This window comes from Lysinibacillus sp. GW823-FHT06C08 (assembly GCF_058795135.1).
The window spans coordinates 1161778-1180153 of the sequence record NZ_JBXAHN010000001.1 but is presented as its reverse complement, the minus strand read 5'-3'; the positions used below and the strand labels follow the sequence as shown (position 1 = coordinate 1180153).

Annotated in this window: 22 protein-coding genes; 6 read left to right on the top strand and 16 right to left on the bottom strand. The window is 35.9% G+C overall.

Features of this window, described 5'->3' with window-relative positions:
- Positions 1-56: 56 nt before the first annotated feature.
- The 5 genes from AC1Q6O_RS05520 to AC1Q6O_RS05500 form a co-directional block, all read right to left on the bottom strand.
- Positions 57-1022, bottom strand: coding sequence for a YpdA family putative bacillithiol disulfide reductase (locus AC1Q6O_RS05520; RefSeq protein WP_036124550.1), 966 nt, complete (start codon positions 1020-1022; stop codon positions 57-59).
- Positions 1023-1135: 113 nt separating this feature from the next.
- On the bottom strand, positions 1136-1891 hold the full coding sequence (locus tag AC1Q6O_RS05515; RefSeq protein ID WP_043990730.1) for a metallophosphoesterase: 756 nt from the start codon (positions 1889-1891) through the stop codon (positions 1136-1138).
- A gap of 146 nt (positions 1892-2037) precedes the next feature.
- Positions 2038-2748 carry a LysM peptidoglycan-binding domain-containing protein gene (locus AC1Q6O_RS05510; RefSeq protein ID WP_008180442.1) on the bottom strand — a complete coding sequence of 237 codons (711 nt, stop codon included), beginning with the start codon at positions 2746-2748 and terminating at the stop codon, positions 2038-2040.
- An 86-nt stretch (positions 2749-2834) separates the two neighbouring features.
- Positions 2835-4277 carry a RecQ family ATP-dependent DNA helicase gene (locus tag AC1Q6O_RS05505; RefSeq protein ID WP_008180445.1) on the bottom strand — a complete coding sequence of 481 codons (1443 nt, stop codon included), beginning with the start codon at positions 4275-4277 and terminating at the stop codon, positions 2835-2837.
- Positions 4278-5306 carry a YpbB family protein gene (locus tag AC1Q6O_RS05500; protein ID WP_089986604.1) on the bottom strand — a complete coding sequence of 343 codons (1029 nt, stop codon included), beginning with the start codon at positions 5304-5306 and terminating at the stop codon, positions 4278-4280.
- A gap of 106 nt (positions 5307-5412) precedes the next feature.
- On the opposite strand from AC1Q6O_RS05500, the gene AC1Q6O_RS05495 reads away from it, so the two are divergent.
- The 3 genes from AC1Q6O_RS05495 (at position 5413) to fabI (ending at position 7331) form a co-directional block, all read left to right on the top strand.
- Positions 5413-5661, top strand: a complete 249-nt coding sequence (locus AC1Q6O_RS05495) for a ferredoxin (RefSeq protein WP_004232564.1) — start codon at positions 5413-5415, stop codon at positions 5659-5661.
- A 58-nt stretch (positions 5662-5719) separates the two neighbouring features.
- Complete coding sequence (locus tag AC1Q6O_RS05490; RefSeq protein WP_258955247.1) at positions 5720-6400, top strand: hypothetical protein; 681 nt, start codon at positions 5720-5722, stop codon at positions 6398-6400.
- Between the two features lie 148 nt (positions 6401-6548).
- Complete coding sequence (fabI, locus tag AC1Q6O_RS05485) at positions 6549-7331, top strand: enoyl-ACP reductase FabI (RefSeq protein ID WP_008174288.1); 783 nt, start codon at positions 6549-6551, stop codon at positions 7329-7331.
- Positions 7332-7493: 162 nt separating this feature from the next.
- Here fabI and AC1Q6O_RS05480 read toward each other — a convergent pair whose 3' ends face one another.
- From AC1Q6O_RS05480 to AC1Q6O_RS05470, 3 genes are all read right to left on the bottom strand, one after another.
- Positions 7494-7658, bottom strand: a complete 165-nt coding sequence (locus AC1Q6O_RS05480; protein WP_164908686.1) for a hypothetical protein — start codon at positions 7656-7658, stop codon at positions 7494-7496.
- Positions 7659-7961: 303 nt separating this feature from the next.
- Complete coding sequence (locus tag AC1Q6O_RS05475; RefSeq protein WP_175445515.1) at positions 7962-8687, bottom strand: sulfite exporter TauE/SafE family protein; 726 nt, start codon at positions 8685-8687, stop codon at positions 7962-7964.
- 20 nt (positions 8688-8707) lie between these two features.
- Positions 8708-9910 carry an MFS transporter gene (locus AC1Q6O_RS05470; protein WP_043989735.1) on the bottom strand — a complete coding sequence of 401 codons (1203 nt, stop codon included), beginning with the start codon at positions 9908-9910 and terminating at the stop codon, positions 8708-8710.
- A 293-nt stretch (positions 9911-10203) separates the two neighbouring features.
- Between AC1Q6O_RS05470 and AC1Q6O_RS05465 the strand changes: the two genes are divergently transcribed.
- Positions 10204-11028: a methyl-accepting chemotaxis protein gene (locus AC1Q6O_RS05465; protein WP_492400992.1), complete on the top strand. Its 825-nt coding sequence runs from the start codon at positions 10204-10206 to the stop codon at positions 11026-11028.
- Positions 11029-11043: 15 nt separating this feature from the next.
- Positions 11044-11589, top strand: coding sequence for a GNAT family N-acetyltransferase (locus tag AC1Q6O_RS05460; protein WP_492400991.1), 546 nt, complete (start codon positions 11044-11046; stop codon positions 11587-11589).
- A gap of 39 nt (positions 11590-11628) precedes the next feature.
- On the opposite strand, the gene floT is transcribed toward AC1Q6O_RS05460, so the two are convergent.
- From floT to AC1Q6O_RS05420, 8 genes are all read right to left on the bottom strand, one after another.
- Positions 11629-13188 (bottom strand): flotillin lipid rafts scaffold protein FloT, encoded by a 1560-nt coding sequence (floT, locus tag AC1Q6O_RS05455; RefSeq protein WP_008174299.1) that lies wholly within the window; start codon positions 13186-13188, stop codon positions 11629-11631.
- A gap of 15 nt (positions 13189-13203) precedes the next feature.
- On the bottom strand, positions 13204-13734 hold the full coding sequence (locus AC1Q6O_RS05450; RefSeq protein WP_008174302.1) for an NfeD family membrane protein: 531 nt from the start codon (positions 13732-13734) through the stop codon (positions 13204-13206).
- Positions 13735-13941: 207 nt separating this feature from the next.
- Positions 13942-14121, bottom strand: coding sequence for a hypothetical protein (locus AC1Q6O_RS05445; RefSeq protein WP_089986609.1), 180 nt, complete (start codon positions 14119-14121; stop codon positions 13942-13944).
- Positions 14122-14172: 51 nt separating this feature from the next.
- Positions 14173-14418: a hypothetical protein gene (locus tag AC1Q6O_RS05440; RefSeq protein WP_492400990.1), complete on the bottom strand. Its 246-nt coding sequence runs from the start codon at positions 14416-14418 to the stop codon at positions 14173-14175.
- Positions 14419-14452: 34 nt separating this feature from the next.
- Positions 14453-14626: a hypothetical protein gene (locus AC1Q6O_RS05435; RefSeq protein ID WP_170844153.1), complete on the bottom strand. Its 174-nt coding sequence runs from the start codon at positions 14624-14626 to the stop codon at positions 14453-14455.
- Positions 14627-14687: 61 nt separating this feature from the next.
- A complete protein-coding gene (locus AC1Q6O_RS05430; RefSeq protein WP_089986611.1) occupies positions 14688-15152 on the bottom strand; it encodes a hypothetical protein in 465 nt (154 codons plus the stop codon).
- 149 nt (positions 15153-15301) lie between these two features.
- Positions 15302-16288: a phage lytic cycle repressor MrpR family protein gene (locus AC1Q6O_RS05425; RefSeq protein ID WP_089986612.1), complete on the bottom strand. Its 987-nt coding sequence runs from the start codon at positions 16286-16288 to the stop codon at positions 15302-15304.
- Positions 16289-16298: 10 nt separating this feature from the next.
- Complete coding sequence (locus AC1Q6O_RS05420; RefSeq protein ID WP_089986613.1) at positions 16299-17615, bottom strand: ParB N-terminal domain-containing protein; 1317 nt, start codon at positions 17613-17615, stop codon at positions 16299-16301.
- Positions 17616-17842: 227 nt separating this feature from the next.
- Between AC1Q6O_RS05420 and AC1Q6O_RS05415 the strand changes: the two genes are divergently transcribed.
- Positions 17843-18346, top strand: a complete 504-nt coding sequence (locus AC1Q6O_RS05415) for a hypothetical protein (RefSeq protein WP_171365198.1) — start codon at positions 17843-17845, stop codon at positions 18344-18346.
- The last annotated feature ends 30 nt before the right edge of the window (positions 18347-18376 follow it).

Sequence of the window (18376 nt, the reverse complement as noted above, 5' to 3'; positions counted from 1 at the left end):
CCTATTCCTCCTTACTAAAAAGGCTGTATAAGCTACACGCCTATACAGCCTCACCATTATCCTTTTCTTTGAGCAATAGTTTGAGCGATACAATCCCCATGGAAACGTCCGTTTTCAATAAAAATTTCGTTGGCATTATTCCCCGCAGCAATTACGCCTGCGATAAACAAACCTTCGACATTTGTTTCCATCGTTTCCGGTGTAAAATAAGGGCGGCCCGTTTCTTCGTCAATATCAACACCCATGGCTTTAATAAAGGAATGATCAGGATGATAGCCAGTCATGGCAAAGACAAAATCATTGTGCAACACCTTTTCTTGGCCATCTATTTCTAAAACCACTTCATGCTCACGAATCTCTAACACATTCGTATTAAAATGCATGTCAACTTCTCCCGTTTTGACTACCCCCTCAAATTCAGGTAATACCCATGGCTTAATACTTGGAGAGTATTCACTTCCACGATAGGCAACCGTTACGCGAGCACCTGCCTTATTTAATTCCAATGCTGCATCTACAGCTGAATTTTTGCCTCCTATAACAAGAACATCCGTATCAAAAAATTCATGCCCCTCTTTAAAGTAATGGAAAACTTTAGGTAATTGTTCACCAGTGATATTTAAAAAATTAGGATGATCATAATAGCCTGTCGCAATAATGACATGAGGTGTTTCATATTTATCCTTGTCTGAAGTAACAGTAAACATACCATTATTTTTCACGACACTTTGCACTTTTTCGAAGCGGTTAACTTGAATATTTTTTAATCGAACAACTTCTCGATAATATACAAGCGCTTGATTCCGCTTGGGCTTACGTCCTTCAATAATAAATGGCACATCGCCAATTCCTAATCGTTCACTTGTACTAAAAAAAGTTTGATGTGTAGGATAATGATAAATCGCATTGACGATATTACCCTTTTCAATGACAATGGGGTTTAATCCAATATTTTGCAAAGCTATTGCTGCTGCTAAACCACATGGGCCTCCTCCAACAATAATGGCATCTGCTTGCTGCATTTCTTGACACTCCAATCGAATTTGGACAGCTTTAGTGGCTGTTCCTTGCTTACATCCATTATGAAAATAGACGATTCCTATATATTATACGCCTTCTAGCAAGTTTTGTTTGTTTATTTACTTGAAATATCGATGTCGATTATATGACATTGTGGTTTGGCACCAAGTCTCATGGGCAATAATGTAGTACCATAACCATTGCTTACTAAAGTCATGACACCATCTCGCTCTCGATAAGAACCATTAGGATGGACACCATATGGACCAAATCGAATCTGCCCTCCATGTAAATGTCCTCCCATCATTAAATCAGCACGGTACTTAGCGCGGACTTTTGCAAAAACCTCTGGATTATGCGCAATAAAAACAACTAGATCACGCTCTCCAACTTTTTTAAAGGCTTTTTCAAAGCTATATTCTTTAATCGTTGTATCCTCAATTGCACTAAGCCAGAAGCGGTTTTTCGTAGGTAACAGCACCGCATCATTGACAATAATTTGAATATGATATTTCTGCAAAATACTCTTCAGCCGATCTTCTCCCACTTCTCTATCATTATTTCCCCATACAAAATAAGTTGGTCCAATGGAGGTTAATAATTGTAAATTGTCATGAATACGTGAAATGGGTGTGCGATTATCTGCTAAATCTCCACCAATAATGACCGCATCAAAGTGTTCTGTTAGCTGTGCAATCATTCTTTTATTAATTTTACGCAAATGAACATCTGAAATAAAAAATAAACGTACCTTTTCCGGCTCTCCCTTTAATAATAGCTGGTGATGTAAAACATTGTTCTCATGCGCCACCTTCCACATATAAAGCAAAAAGATGACCACTATGATAAGCAATAGCCCTATATAAAGCATTCTCTCACTTCTCCTTACGACAGCAAAAAGACGATTCGTTTCTTATGAAGAATCGTCTTTTTGCTAAATCAGACGTACGTTTTGGTGTGAACGTTTGTCCTTTATTTTATACTTGCTAAACTATATGACCATTATATGGCTTTTATTTAAGGAAGTTTAATTACTTGCCCAACCATAACGGTATTTGAAGACATACCATTAGCAGCACGAATTTTAGCTAAAGTCGCTTCACTACCATCACCATAATGATTTAATGCAATACGGAATAAGTTCTCATTTGCTTTGACAGTGTGTGTACTTGCTTTAGCATTTTGTTTCGCTTCTTCTGCTTTTTTAGCCTCTTCAGCCTTTTTCGCTGCCTCTGCCTGTTGCTGAGCTATTCTTGCTTCTTCAGCTTTACGTGCTTCTTCAGCATTTTTTGCCTCTTGTGCTTTTTTCGCTGCCTCAGCTTCTTTTTGATCTGCCGTTACTTTATCAGCATCTTCTTTAGATGGCTCGTTTGATTTTTGATCAGCTTGATCGCCTTTGTCTTTATTTTTGTCTTTGTCAGATGCGGAAGCCTCTGAAGAATCCATTTCGACGACCTGTTCAGCTGAGTCCTTCTCAGCTTGCTCTATTGATTTCCCTGGTTCGTAAAACTTCCAAAAATAAACAAGAATAGTTAATGGGATAAGGATAAATATCACAAAAAGTATAGTCATTAACGGTGTTCTTCGTTTCGGATTTTTTGGCTTTTTGTTTTTATCTCCATTTTTATTCATTCTGGAAACTCTCGACAATGTTTGCTGTTCGTTTTGCTCATCTTCAAATGATTGTCGATGTTCTTCTATTTTATCGCGATAATCTTCTTTACTCATTCGTCTTTCCCCCAAACCTTACTACGCTTTCTGTCATTCTATTATGACGAATTTTACGAAAAAAGTAAATGACCGTCAGATTTAGTCTAATTACCCATTAAAAGTTGCTGCAATCGACGTTCCCACGAAATCATTTCTATTTTTTTCTCGGCAGTTAAGCGTTCTTTCTTGATTTCATCATAATGGATTCCACAGTTTTCACAACAGTTTTCCGGTTTTTTTTGCAATTTTTGCCCGAAATACCCGACAAGATGTTCACGAATACAGTCTTTTGTCTGTATAATCTTCAACATTTCATCGACTGCATGGTATTTTTCTAGGGCTAAATGATTTAGTCGAGCCTTCACTTGCTCCTTCGTTTCTTGTTGCATCCAATAGTCTAACACACGAAATGCCGTCTCACCTAGTTCCCCATTTTTTAACATCTGTGCTGGCAGTACCTGCTGGGAAATGAGTTCCTCATAGCGATCAACATGCTGTGGACTCGGAAGATCACCCGTAACAACGAACTTCGCTAGCTCTTCATCACCATCACTATAGAGTAAAATGGCAAGCGCAGACTCACCATCTCGACCTGCTCGACCAATTTCCTGCATATAATTTGCAATATTAGCAGGCATTGATTCATGAATGACCTGACGAATATCTTGTTTATTAATACCCATACCAAAAGCGTTTGTTGCCACTATCCAGTCCAATTCGCCATCAATAAACTGCTGCTGAATAAATTGGCGATCCTCAGCCCCATAGCCTGCATGATAGGCTGCAGTACGAATACCCGCTTGTAAAAATGCTTCACTATATTGTTGCGCTCGTTTGCGTGAGGAAACATACAGTATTCCTGGGCCAGCAGTTTCTTTGACATGTCGCATAAGCCAGCTCGCTTTATCTGCCTTATCCTCTAGAACAATGCGTCCTAAATGAATATTTGGCCGATCCACATTATACATAAATTCAAATGGTTCCTTTAACGATAATGTTTCCCGAATATCTTGCATGACCTTACTTGTTGCAGTCGCGGATAGTGCTAGCAGTGGAGGTCGATTGTGCCTTGATAGCCACTCACCTATCCGTAAATAATCTGGTCGAAAATCATAACCCCATTGCGATATACAATGAGCCTCGTCCACTACGATTAAACCTAATTTCACTTGCGCTAATTTGTCTTGCACCTGCTGTTGAAGTAGCATCTCTGGAGAGGTAAAAATAAAACGATATTGTTCTAAATAATGTAATACATACCGTTTTTCAGTGAGAGATAAAAAGGAATTTAAGGCGACAACCCTCTTTTCTCCAAAACGTTTCAATTCCTCTACCTGATCTTGCATTAAAGAAAGCAATGGAGAAACGATTAGCACAGGTTTATCTAAAATGTAGGCCGGGAGCTGATAGCACAATGATTTTCCCATTCCTGTGGGCAATAAGGCCATTACATCTTTCTCTTGAAGTATTGCTTCAATGACTTCCCTTTGCCCTGGTCGAAATGATGAGTAACCAAAATGTTTATGCAATAGTTCTTCCAGTTCCATTTATACTTCTCCCTTCGCAAGGACAAGCCTTAATTGAAAATAACTCAATTCCTTTAAAGCCTCATGTAAGATTTTCAATTTTTTCGTTTGAAAATGCTTCGATGCCTGCCAAACTTTTTCAGCTTCCTTATATGAGACGAATGGACCAATAGAAAAGTTCGGTTCATACATCGCTAATTCCACAAAATGGTCCTCAATAGTACTTTGTTTCAGCTTTCTTATTTTCACTATTTGTTCAATTGAATATCCTTGTTCATATAATTGTGCTGTTTGTTGTGCAGAATCGGTTAGCAATATTTTCACTCTTAGTCCTTGTGCCACTTGTTTAAGCATTGGATAATCATTGCTTTGTTGCACTTCGTTTAATAATATATGTAGTGTTTCAATAAAAGCTAATTGACTATCCAGCACAGTTTCCTTCCGTTTATCGGCAAGCTGTTGCCATGTCCATCCAGGTAAGCGATATCCACTTAAACGGTAAAGGACAAGCTGTTTGCTACCATCTGAAACTGGAAGATTCTTTAGCGCACTGGTACATTCGTCTAATAATTGTTGTTGTAAATGACCTTGTAGGTAATGATGATCCTGCAAAAAGGATCGCACCCAAGTTTGAATCGCAGGATCTCTACTGATGGGCGAAAAAGAACGAACATCTGCAGTTTGATGTGACAAACTTTGCACAATTAATGAAAGACGTGCAAAAAACACATGCTCATTTCCTCGATAATGCCATCCATCAAAGAAAAATGTTGGCGTTTGTTGTGCTCTCTGTAAACCTAGGTTTTCCATGTGAAAATGACCAGAATCCTGCACTTTTAACCAACTATATTGCATAAATAACGTTACAGCCTCATCAAAGGTAGTCCGTGGTAGTTTAGGTAATAAGCCAAAATATTGATGCAATTGAAAAAGGCCAATGTCTTGAATGGTCTGACCTGAACGCTTTCCTCTCAGGACATGGTAGGCAGCCGAAATCGTCCGTTCCGTATTGAGTTTTTGAAAGATTTGCAATAGAATTTGATGAAACATTGACGCAAATTCCTCCAATTTAATAGTATTTAAGTTGAAATGTAAGATAAACATCTTTAAAATGAGTATGAAGCTTTGTAGGAACATCGTTAAAGGAGAGAAAAAAATGGCTAAATACACAATAGTTGATAAAGATACATGCATCGCTTGTGGCGCATGTGGAGCCGCAGCGCCAGACATTTATGATTATGATGATGAAGGTATTGCCTTCGTTATTTTAGATGATAACATGGGAACTGCTGAAGTGCCAGAAGATCTATTAGAGGATATGCAAGACGCATTTGAAGGGTGTCCAACTGACTCTATCAAAGTAGCAGATGAAACTTTTGATGGTGACTCATTAAAATTCGAATAGTCCTTTAATTTGTATGTATACCCAAAAGGCATCCTTCAATGGGTGCCTTTTCTTTTGAATGAAATATTTTGCTACCTTTTGCAACATGATAATCCATCATATAGCTCTTTTCTATACGGACCAATCTATTGGAGGAATGATGATGATGTTTGAGCAGTTACAAGTAGAGCATAGTTTATTTCATATCGATCAAGACCATATTGATCAATTTAAAAATCTTGCGGCAAAATGGCAAATGATTTTTCCACAGGTTTATGCTAAATGTTTAAATACACTCGATTCATGGGCCATAGTTTTAAATAATTGGGTATTTTTAAAATCTCAGCATACCGATGAACTGATACTCAATCCCTCTAAGGCCATATACTACTCTATCAATACATTTTTGCTGGAAGAGCTCAAAAAAATTCAAATAATTCAAAAAATAAATCATTGTAATAATGATGATTTACAATATTTTGCTGCATTCCAATTAGGAAATGCCATTGATTTATGGGTTTATAAGACCGTTGGAAAGAGTACTGAGGCAGATTTATTAAATTCGCAGGAAGATAAACCTTATTTTCTTGCATATTTAGATGATGGGTTTCAAACGGACAACACTCCTTTCCATAGAGACCAAACAAGAGCCATCAAAATTCTTGCCCAAACCATTCGTAGCCAAAATTGCTTTAGAATCACTATCAATAGTGCTGTTTATCAAGCAGTAGATATGTATGAAGATTATATAGCTCTTTAGGTTGCTTTTTTATTCGTCTCTCACATAGAAGAGATGAATTTTTTTTGCCCGATAATCGGCTACTCTATTGCAACAGTTTTTTATGTATGATAAGATTTTAGTAGTTGGTACTAATAACAGATATTATCTCACAAAGGAGTTCTTCATAATGATGGATAATTTATTACAATTAAAAGATAAAAATATTGTTGTCATGGGTGTAGCGAATGATCGTAGTATCGCATGGGGCATTGCAAAACGTTTATTTGATGTAGGTGCAAACGTTATTTTCACTTATCGTCAAGAACGCTCATTGAAAAAATTACAAAAACAATTAGACAATATTGGTCAAACTGATTCCCTTGTTGTTCAATGTGACGTTAATAGTGATGAAAGTACAAAAGCAGCATTTGATGAAATTGGCTCAAAGGTTGGCGTTATTCACGGTATTGTCCACTCAGTAGCATTTGCTCATGCTGAAGATTTACACAACCGCTTCTTAGAAACAACACGTGAAGGCTATGCTTTTGCACAAGATACAAGTGCCTACTCTCTAATTTCAACAGCCAAAGCAGCTCATCCGTATATGACAGAGGGTGGCTCTATCGTTACAATGAGTTACTTAGGTGCGGAACGAGTGCTTGATGGCTATAATGTGATGGGTGTAGCAAAGGCTGCATTAGAAGCTTCTATGCGCTATCTTGCTGCTGATATTGGTCAAAACAATATTCGCGTAAATGCTATTTCAGCCGGTGCTATTCGTACGCTTGCTGCAAAAGGTGTCCCTTCCTTTAATACAATTTTACACAAAATCGAGGAAACAGCTCCTTTAAAACGAAATGTTCAACAAGATGAAGTAGCCGATATGACAATTGTTATGCTCTCTCACCTATCACGTGGTGTCACTGGAGAAACTATTTACATCGACGCAGGCTACAATATTATGGGTTAATAAAGCAGGATGGAAGACTAGGTCTCTTCCATCCTTTTTTCATTTATCTTCCTACTTTCATGTTTGAAACTTTGTGTAAAACACTCTTCGAACGGAGTATCTTTCTTAAGGCAATTTCTTTAAATTCATGGCTGCAAAAGCTCACCTTTACATAGATTTGATTTATTTCATAGGAGTGCTAAGAATGGCGTTAATGTTCGGCCTCTTCCACATATAGTTTTCCAATATTACATAACAGCCTCTAGCTTTTTCGCTAAATAAACTTTGAAATTGATCAATCGTTAACATTTCTAATTGTTGACGCTCATGGATTTGATTTTTTGTCATGGTTGATCACCTCAAAAGTACACTTTAATAACATATGAAAGGGAGTTCTTTATGTAAAAAATTGATTGGAACGAAAGGCGGTGACTCCTGCGGGAAAAGCGGGAAGTTGAGATCCTGGACTGAGCAGAGCGAGGGAAGCAGCTCAACTCCGCCCGCGGAAAGTGTCCGCCCGTAGTGGAAATCAGCAGCTTTACTTCGTTTCATGGTAAAAGAAAAAAGACTGTAGGCAATCTCAAAATTCAGTGAGAGTTTGTCTACAGTGTGAAAGGATGGAAGACTAAGCCTCTCCATCCTTTTTATCGTTTATAGCATCGCCCAAATGGATTGTATAAATAGCATAATACCAGAGGCAACTAATAGTACATAAATAAATGTTAAAAATAGCTTCTGATTGAGCTTGCGAAATAATAATTGTCCTACTATCAGACCAATCAAAACAATCGGCAAGGCATATAAACTATAGAGCCAAACGGTTTTACTTGTACCTTCGATTGTTAATTGTGATAGTAAGCTAATCAAATAAATAAAAATATAATAAGCTAATGACGTTGCCCTAATCGTTTCTTTCTTTTTATGTGTGCTTGCAAAATAGAGGAGCAGTGGCGGTCCAGCCATCCCAATACTTGTTGTAAACATCCCTGATATAAAGCCAACACCATAATCTCTTCCATTTGTTTGTTGAATGGAAAGGTTCTTTATCAGCAAAATTGTTAACCCAATTAAAAGAATTGCTATGAGCAGCTTGAATGTAGTGACATCCACGATGGCAAATAAAAGACTACCAACAGGTGCGCCTACAATACTCCCAATCATAATCTTTTTTAGCAACGCGAACTCAATATCTTTTTTAACCTTCCATAGCAACGAAAATGAAATAACAAGGGATAAAATAATATTCAATTGCATCGCCTGTGGTGGTGAGAAAAGCAACAGTAAAAATGGTGTAGCCATAATAGAGAAGCCGAATCCCGTGCTTGTTTGCAAAATGGCTGCGGTAAAAATAATAAAAAAATAAAACGTTAATTCCAGCAAAACAACACCTCACATCATTAAGTGGTTGTAATTCTTTGTCTAGTAATAATAGTTTTTAATAAAAATGATAGGCCACAAGCAATTATTAAAAATAAGGCAATCATTGCTATGACACCTACCCAACCGTATTTCATCCAAAATAGCCCACCTACAGTTCCTCCAACACTAGAGCCAAAGTAATAAAAAAATAAATAGAGGGAGGACGCTTGTGCTTTATCATGTGATGCCCGTTTACTTACCCAGCCACTAGCAATTGAATGAGCTGCAAAAAAGCCAAAGGTAAAAACGGTGATCCCGATTATTTTTAAAGATAGAAAACTATGAAGCGTCATGATGGCGCCTGCAAACATGATGGCAATCGCTAGTAATAGCATGCGCTGTCGCCCATAACGGTCAGCTAAACTGCCAAACCACGCTGAGCTGAATGTGCCGACTAAGTATATAACAAATATCCAGCCAACAATTGTGGCGCTTAGATTATAGGGGGGTGCCATTAATTTAAAGCCTATATAGTTATAAAGAGTGACAAAGCTCCCCATTAAAACAAAGCTAATTCCATATAGACAAAGCATCGAAGGGTCCTTCAAATGCTGAAAAAGAGTTTTGGATAATGCCCTTATTTGTAAGGGACGGGGGCTGAAATGTTTGGAGCCTGGTAATATCCAGACGAACACCACACTCACAAGTAAACTAATTCCCCCTAGTATAAACATCCCGATATGCCAATTATAGTGGTCCGTTAATGTGCCGATAATTATTCGGCCACTAAGACCGCCTACTGAATTTCCACTAATATATAAGCCCATGGCAACCCCTAAACTTGCTGGCTCCATTTCCTCTCCCAAATAGGCCATAGCGATGGCAGGTAATCCTGCAAAAACAATACCCTGCAATACTCGTAGCACAATTATTGTTTCAAAATTAGGAGAAAATGCTAGCGCAAGTGTAAAGATAGAAGCAGCAAAAATCGAAATGGTCATTAACGATTTCCTTCCCCATGCCTCTGATAATGATCCAACAATGACTAAACTCACCGCTAAAGCTAAGGTCGTTACTGAAAGAGATAAACTAGCAACGGCTGGTGATACTTTGAACACTTCCGCGAAGGTTGGCAATAATGGTTGCGTACTATATAAATTTGCAAACGTAATAAAGCCTGCTAAAAACAAAGCCCAATTAGCTTTATGAAACGACTTTGTCCCCTTTTGTATATATTCCATGAAAATCTCTCCTTCATTACTACACATTTATTATTCTAATACAATATTCCATAAAAAACACACCTCTTCGTCAAAAAATGGACAAACTTTCCCTATCTTTTGGCACTAAATGACTAATTTACATTGACAGTAAAAAAAGAGACATTTTCTAGTTTCAACAAAAATAAAAATAGAATTTGCTATTTTGACTTGGCAAATATTGTGCTACATTAAAAGTAATCATCTAGCACCATTGTCATATTGAAAACAGATGAGCCAACCATTTTTCATTGACTAGACTTGGAGGAAATTTTATGAAAATTATTGAAGCTTTAGCCCTTTCAGCACCTTATATTCATCTAGCATTAAAACAAGAAGCTATTGTTGCTATCATTGAAAAGGAAAGTGAAACAGTCATCAAATATTTAGCAGGTAAACGCGTGGATTCAGGCTACCAGGATGGACAAAAAGTAAATGCCAATGATCAAAATGTTTACATTGCCTTTACTGGACAAAATGCAGATGTGGTCATTCCTAAGGATGTATACGGTGTAGCCATCAATGCTTTTTCTTTCCCCATTCGTGAAAACGGTCAAGTCGTAGGAGCATTGGCTTTCGGACTACCTATTGATAATGAACTAAAACTCGAAGATTATATGAGTACAATGGACAATATCGTTAACAATCTTCAAGATAAAGTACATACAATCGCTTCACATTCAGAGGAATTAGCGGCTACGAGTGAGGAAATTAATAAGCAGGCACAACATGCATTAGAGGATTCGGAAAAAACAAATGACGTAACTGATCTAATTAAAAGTATTTCTCGCCAAACCAATTTACTTGGATTAAATGCTTCCATTGAGGCGGCTCGAGCTGGGCAACATGGTGCTGGCTTTAATATCGTGGCACAGGAGGTTCGAAAATTGTCCTTTGAGACGTCTAGCGCAACCGAAAATATCGAAGCTTCCTTACGAAATATTAATAGAAATCTTGAAAATTTAAAACAAAATATGGGTCAAATCAATGATGCAACGAATGAGCAAGCACAGCTCGTACAGGATTTTAGCGAAATTATCGAAGAGCTGACAGTGCTAAGCCGAGAGATGAAAGGCTTCATGCATGATGCCCTAAAATAATAATGAGGTGATGAGATGGAAATTTACATTAACGATGATTTATCTTTACGTACAATTACCTTAGAGGATGCAGAGGCAGTTTTTGCATTAACCGATGCTTCAAGAAAGCATTTAAAGGAATGGCTACCATGGTTGGATTATACAAAGGAAGTAGCAGATACAATCGCCTATATTGAAGGCTGTATCAAGGGGCATGAAGCTAATAATAGCCTTTCTCTTGTCATTCTCTTTAAAAATGAAATTGTCGGCATCGCTGGCTTCAATACTATTCATCCTACTAATAAAATCGGTACGATTGGCTACTGGCTTAGTGAAGGTGCACAGGGGCATGGCATTATGACCAAAACTGTAAAAGCTCTTTTACAATATGCCTTTGAAACATTACAGCTTCACAAAGTAGAAATTCGAGTGGCTGTTGGCAATGAAAAAAGCAACGCTATCCCTGAGCGCCTCGGCTTCATAAATGAGGGCACCCTCCGAGCAGCAGAATGGCTGTATGATCATTATGTAGATCATGTTGTATATGGCATGCTTCTAAGTGAGTGGCAGCAACAAAAATAACAAAGCGACCTGATGCATGAATCATCAGGTCGCTTTTACTTATGGTTGTTCCACTGTTTCTTTCGTTTCCTCAGCTTCAACCGCTGTTTGTTTTTTTTCAAGCCCTAGAGCAATTTGCTCTAATTCCGGACGCAATGTATGCTTACCAGCATAACTTTCAATCAGTTCCTTCACATCAATACCAGAAGTTTCTTTTAACGTTTCTTGTAGTGTAGACATTAAATTAGTAGCATAAGACGTTACTTTATTGGCGCCACTACCTTCTCCACCACCAGTATCAACGACAGTAATCTTATCGATATTACCAAGTGGGCTCGCTAGCTCTTTTGCATATTCTGGCATCATACGCACAACCATATCCAGTACAGCTGCTTGACCATAATATTCAAAGGCTTCAGCAATTTTACGTTTAGCTTCAGCTTCCGCAAGACCACGAAGGCGAATAATATCTGCCTCTGTCTCCCCTTGTGCTCGTTCTGCGTCCGCTTTAGCAAGACCATCTAATCTGATTTTTTCTGCTTCCGCTTTAGCTAAAGATTCGATACGGTATTTTTCTGCATCTGCTTGAGCAAGCTCTCGCATTTTTTCAGCTGCGGCATTTTGTTCCACCGCATAACGATCAGCGTCAGCCTTTTTCTTCACCTCAGAATCATATTGCTTCTCACGACGTAAAATCTCTTTCTCTTCTAATTCAATTTGCTTTTGACGCTCAATAATGCGAATTTGCATTTCTTGCTCCGTCACTTCCTGTTTAGCTCGAGCTGTTTCGAGCTCATAGGCTTGGTCAGCACGCGCTTTGGCAATATCTTGCTCACGGCGGAATTCAGCAACCTTTAATTGATTTTCTTTTTCCGCTTCCGCAATTTCTGTCGCACGCTCTAGCTCTGCCTTTTGCGCTTCCTTCGATGCTTCTGCACGTTTAATACGTGTTTCTTTTTCCGCATCCGCTGTTGCAATATCAGCATCTCGTTTTACCTGTGCAATTCTCGGTTTACCGAGTGAATCTAAATAACCATTTTTATCACGTACATCCTTGATCGTAAAGGAAACAATGATAAGACCCATTTTAGCTAAATCCTGTGAAGCAACACGTTGAACCTCCTGTGAGAATTTATCACGGTTTTTATAAATTTCCTCAACCGTCATGGAGCCTAAAATTGAACGTAAATGACCTTCTAACACTTCACGTGCTTCCCCTTCACGCTCTGCCTTTTGCTTTCCTAAAAACTGCTCTGCTGCAGTCGCAACTTCTGAAATAGAACCACCAATTTTAATAATGGCTGTACCATCAGCCATGACAGGAACACCTTGCTCCGTATACACTTCAGGCGTTGTTACTTCTAATTTGCTAGATAGTAAACTTAATGGCTTTGCTTGCTGGAAAATAGGGAATACAAATGTACCGCCACCGCGAATAATTTTTATGCGATTGCCCGACTCATCTTTATGTACATTTTTAGAGCCGAGATAGCTACCCGTCACAATCAGTGCTTCATCCGGACCTGCTGTTTTATATTTTGTTACATATAAACCTACTAGTGCAATTAATACAAATGCTACAATTCCTAAAACAATTAGAATATCGATTGACAAAGACATAGACATATCTCCCCTTTAGACAAATTTTTTCTCATATGCTCTAACAAAAAGTGTACCTTCCTTCACGTCCACGATAAGGACTGTTTCATCATAGTCAATGGCTTCATTATCGTAACCTGTTGCCCGTTTCGAAATCATACCACTTGTTGTTTCGATAACAACTTCTCCAAACCCATCTACAGGAATTGGTACAATGACTTTGCCCAATTGCCCACCTAGTGATTCTTCCGTATAAGCCAATGAAACATCCGCTGACCGTAGTGGAACGAGAATAAATAAATAAAATAAAGTACTTAAAATAGCACCGATGATACATGCAGCAATAATGTTCCAAACGCTAGAGAACCAGGCTAGTTTTTCTAAAATAAATCCTGCTGCAGACATCAACGTAATGAAAGAAAGAATGACACTCGGATTAAAAATGGGCAGTCCTTCCCCAATACCTTCGACTGCATCACCAAAAAACATAACTAGTATTGTGGCAAGACCAGCAAAAATCAAAACCACCAAAAAGATTTGCTCGAGTGAATAGCCAAATAGCGTCAAGTTGCTCACCCCTTTTCATCATATTACCTACTATACGGATGTCACTCAGGAAAAGTTTCAAAAATTTTCTTAATTTTTCAATTAAAAAAAGGAGCATACATGGACTATGCTCCAACACATTATGTAAAAATCAAGTTGTATTGTATGTTAAGTAACGATTGGTTTTTCAGAGTTATTGAAAACGCCAATTTTATTCCTCTAGCTTTCCTATATGTATTCATTTACCCTTTTTAATAAACCTTCTATAATTTTATGCGCCTCCCACTCTAAATGATCCATCTCCATTGAAATAAGTAGATTTAGTTCGCCCATTTCTTGATAACCTAATGCCATTGCATAGCTATCAACCTTTAAAGCAATTGTTCTATCGTTTTTTACTATGTTCATTTAACTCATTCCCTTCATTAAATGAATACAATTCACTAGTTGTAACAGCAATTAAGTGTTGGACTCTGCATTTAATGCTAAATGAGTAAGCTCATTTTTATTATGTAATTCAAAATATGTCCGTTCAACAAGTTTAATAGAATTCAATAAACCTACTTGAAGTTTTATACATTTATTCAAACATTCCCTAAAATTTTGTTCATCTTCAATCCCCCTGCCTTGATTAAGCATATACAGAACTTCTATAAAATTAGTATCTAGTGTACCTTCTGTTTCATGTTTATTAATTGCATTCATATGTAGGCCTCCTTTTATGAGATATAAATATGTACTAAAGGTTGTGTACCCCTTTTTGAAGGATTTTTCTTAAGCTATAGGGTGGATGGATAGATTTCATTTTTGCTATATAAACAATCGCCAATGCTTCTGCATCTATCGTACTTATTCTGCCTTTCGATTGTTCAACTATTTCGGATGCGAACTCTTTAACTAAAAACTTCTCCATTAAAACACCTCATTTTTTTACATTAATTAATCTATTTATGAATAACTAACAATGACCCAACTTAATTCATTCTTTCTAAAATTTTATGTTTTGGATAGTTAGTATTTAAATATTCTTTAAGACTATTTAGACATGTAATATTGTTATCGATAATGGATTTTCTTTGGTACCCATTATATAAATAAACAATATTTTGGAACTCAACAACAGAAAAAATATTATCTTTATGATCATCCAACTGGACTAAACTATCATAATGGATATCTATAGCCTTGGATTTTTTATAAATAAATTTAGTATCACCCATTGCCTTTATGAGCTCTTCCTCATCATCATTCCATTTATCCATTAGAATTAAACTAGAAAGCGAGCTATCCATACATTCACAAATCAATGTATTTCCCCCTTCGTCGTTTAAAATTACATTGGAAATACTGCCATAGAAATTATTCATTAACTCTAAAGAAATATCACTATCTTTATAAATAACAAGCTCCAATACTGCTGTTGTCTCCTTATCATTCATGTAAATCGCTCCTTATAGATTAAACCAATTATATTGTTTTTATATTAACACGAACAGACGTTCGTTTTCAAGCGATTTACTAGAGAATATTTACAAATTTAAATCTATTAGTATTTTTCGGCAAATAAAAAAACTGGTATACACCAGTTCTATAATCCTATATTGATCAAACCATAGTTAGTTTTAATAAAATCAAAATCCAGTTTATGCTGTAGGATAGAATAACTAACATAATTACTATCTTTATTTACATATCCAGTATCATATTTACTTGCAACTTTCTCTAAAATTTCTTTATTTAGTATCTTCTCTTCTTGATGCTTAAGCAATTCCCATATATACCACATCATCCCTGATACTTGAATGGTACTAGCGATTAAATTGCTATTGTCAAAGATTGATTTTGCTAAATCTAATGCTCTATTTCCAAAGGATGCCCTAAGCTGAATATCTTCTCCTTTTGCATTCGCCTTTTTAAAAATATACGTACTATCTGAAAAATATTTTTGGCCTTGCTTTGGCTGTAAACTTGTTGAAGATATTTTATCTAACCTGTCTAACCGCCAATATAATTCCTCGGATATTTCAATAAGTCGATTATATCCCTTGCTATTCGTCAATTTAGCCAGAAAGACACCGTTGTCATCTTTTAAATCTTCCATCTTTAAATTCAAGATCTCGCTATAGCCTTCACCTTTTATTCCTTCAAATAAACATAGTAAAAATACTGCATGTCTTTGATCTTCGAATAACTGCATATATGTTAATAATTGTTCTCTTGTATAACGTACAATAGATGCTTTATAAACAAACCTACTACAGTACTCCATATCAATAATACTTGGTAGTCTCTGCGATCGGTTATTTGTATAGCCGTTCATGATCGCCCAATCTATATATCTTCCAAGAAAACCGATAGATGCACTAATAGACTGCGGGCTAGGCGACTTCAAACTATAAAACAGCTCTTCCAACTCTACTTTATTCATATCAAAGATATCTTTATTTTTTTGATTTTCAAGTATTGTTGCCTTATTAAATAGTGATAAATAAGTTGTAAGACTGTTATCTTGTATATCTAACGACTTTAGATACCATTCCTTAATATCTTTATTTAATACGTTTTCTTTAAGCACCTTTTACACCTCATTCTAAAATTATTTGCTGAAATATTTTTTGGATTTTCATTCTATTACGAGAGCTGATATTACCATATTTAAGAATTCCAACTTCTTCCCACAAAGTATTAGTAATGGAGAAATCTATTTTGTCTAAGTTCATTTTTAAATTTTCAAATGGAATACTATACTCATACATTTTAGCAGCCAATTCAATGTGTCCTATAAACATTCTACTTTTAAACATTAATGAATGTTTATCCATTAAGTTTGTCTTATGGTGCGCAAAGAGGTACATCATATATTCATTAATGATTTTGGCTATATTAATAACTTCTAAGCGATTTTCTATCGAAAAACTATTATCAATCGCATTTGATAATTCAGAAAAAGTGACTACTTCACCATAAGAATATTTTACGTTGGAGTTCGAAGTAATTCTCCCCTTTAACTCTCCCTCAGCTTTTAATTCAATGACTACTTCATCGGATAATTTATCTTTAGCTAATTCTTGTAGACGTGGTTTTGGTATAGGATTTGCTTTGGCCATATCTACCTGAACTCGTTTACATTGAGCTTCCGTCATATTTGAAAAAATAACAATCATAGCACCTTCTAAATTGACTTTCTTCATATAAGCATTATAAATAGAAAATGTTCGATGTGCTCCATCTAAAACATCTAATGACGATCCCTCCAATAAGGTAAGGGATTTCTCACGATCGTCATAAATAAATTCAATTCCATTTTCACCAGAGCCAACTTTAGCATTATAGCGCAAAGTAGAGGTTATTAAATCTCCTTCTAATGCTTGTTTTTCAATATCTCGCAAAGACTTTGGATTTAGGTTCATAACCTCTATAATTCCATTTTTTATCTTTTTCTTTTTTGCCTGCCTTTGAATATTTGGATTATACATCGTAATACCACTCATCCAAAGCTTACCAATAATTGCATTAGGAATTACTGCGACATACTCATTGTGACCGGTTTTAACAGCATTCTCAAAAGTATATGGCAATGTAATTACTTCTTCATATGGTGATTCCTTTATGTACAACCTCAACTCTTTAATCTCTGATGCATTAAGCCATTCCTTTATCCAATCATCATCAGCATCATTAAATTTTATATAAAGCTGTTCTCCCAGTAATAAAAGTTCTTGCAAATTTGCTTCATATAGCCTACTCTCATCATTAATTAATTCAAGAATATTACCAATACTTATTTGATGTTTATGTAGTTGTGCGGAAATTTCATCTAATTTTAAATTGCTTTGAACTAACAAAGGAATTTTAGTTTTAATCTCATCTATTAATAACTCTTTAGTTTTCCCAACCTTCAATCCTCTTTCCTCCTCTTTTTTCCAATTATATAAATTTACTTTAATAGTAACACATAATAATTTCAATTATAATATTTTTAAATTAATTAATCCAATTATATTATCATTACCAAGAACCTGTTAAACCCCTTTTAATAAATTAATTAATTTAAAATATTGATTTATTTATTAATAAGATTATAATATAAAAGCATAAATATGGAAAAATAAAAGGAGATGGATTTGGCATGGCTTTTCAAACTAGTAAGGATACGAAATATAATCAGTTAGTATTATCTGATATAACAGTTATAAAAGAGTTATTAACTTTTAGAGGATCGATTGATGATACAAATTTTAATCAAGGTGCTTGTGCAACAAATTCTTTAAAAATGAACACAGATGTTATCAGTCTATTTGCAGATTTAGATGAATTAATTAAAAAATCATTGAATGAAGAGCAAATTAAACTACTTTCCTATATTACTAAAGATTATTCCAATTATACTATCGCAAAAATTTTAGGAATTCCTGTCAAAACTATTGGAAGTAAATTTAACACAATCTGTCTAAAAATTAAGCAAGAGAATGATAGACAATGGCGAAAAGTAACTTATATAAATAAATTAAGATTAAAAACAAAAATATGTAGTAAATGTCGTGAGTTTCTTCCTGCTACAGATGAATTTTTTAGTTTGAATAATAGCAGTAAAGATTTATTCCATTCCCAATGTAAAAAATGTAAAAAGTAAAGGCATTAGATGTTTGGGCGAAAAAATTGG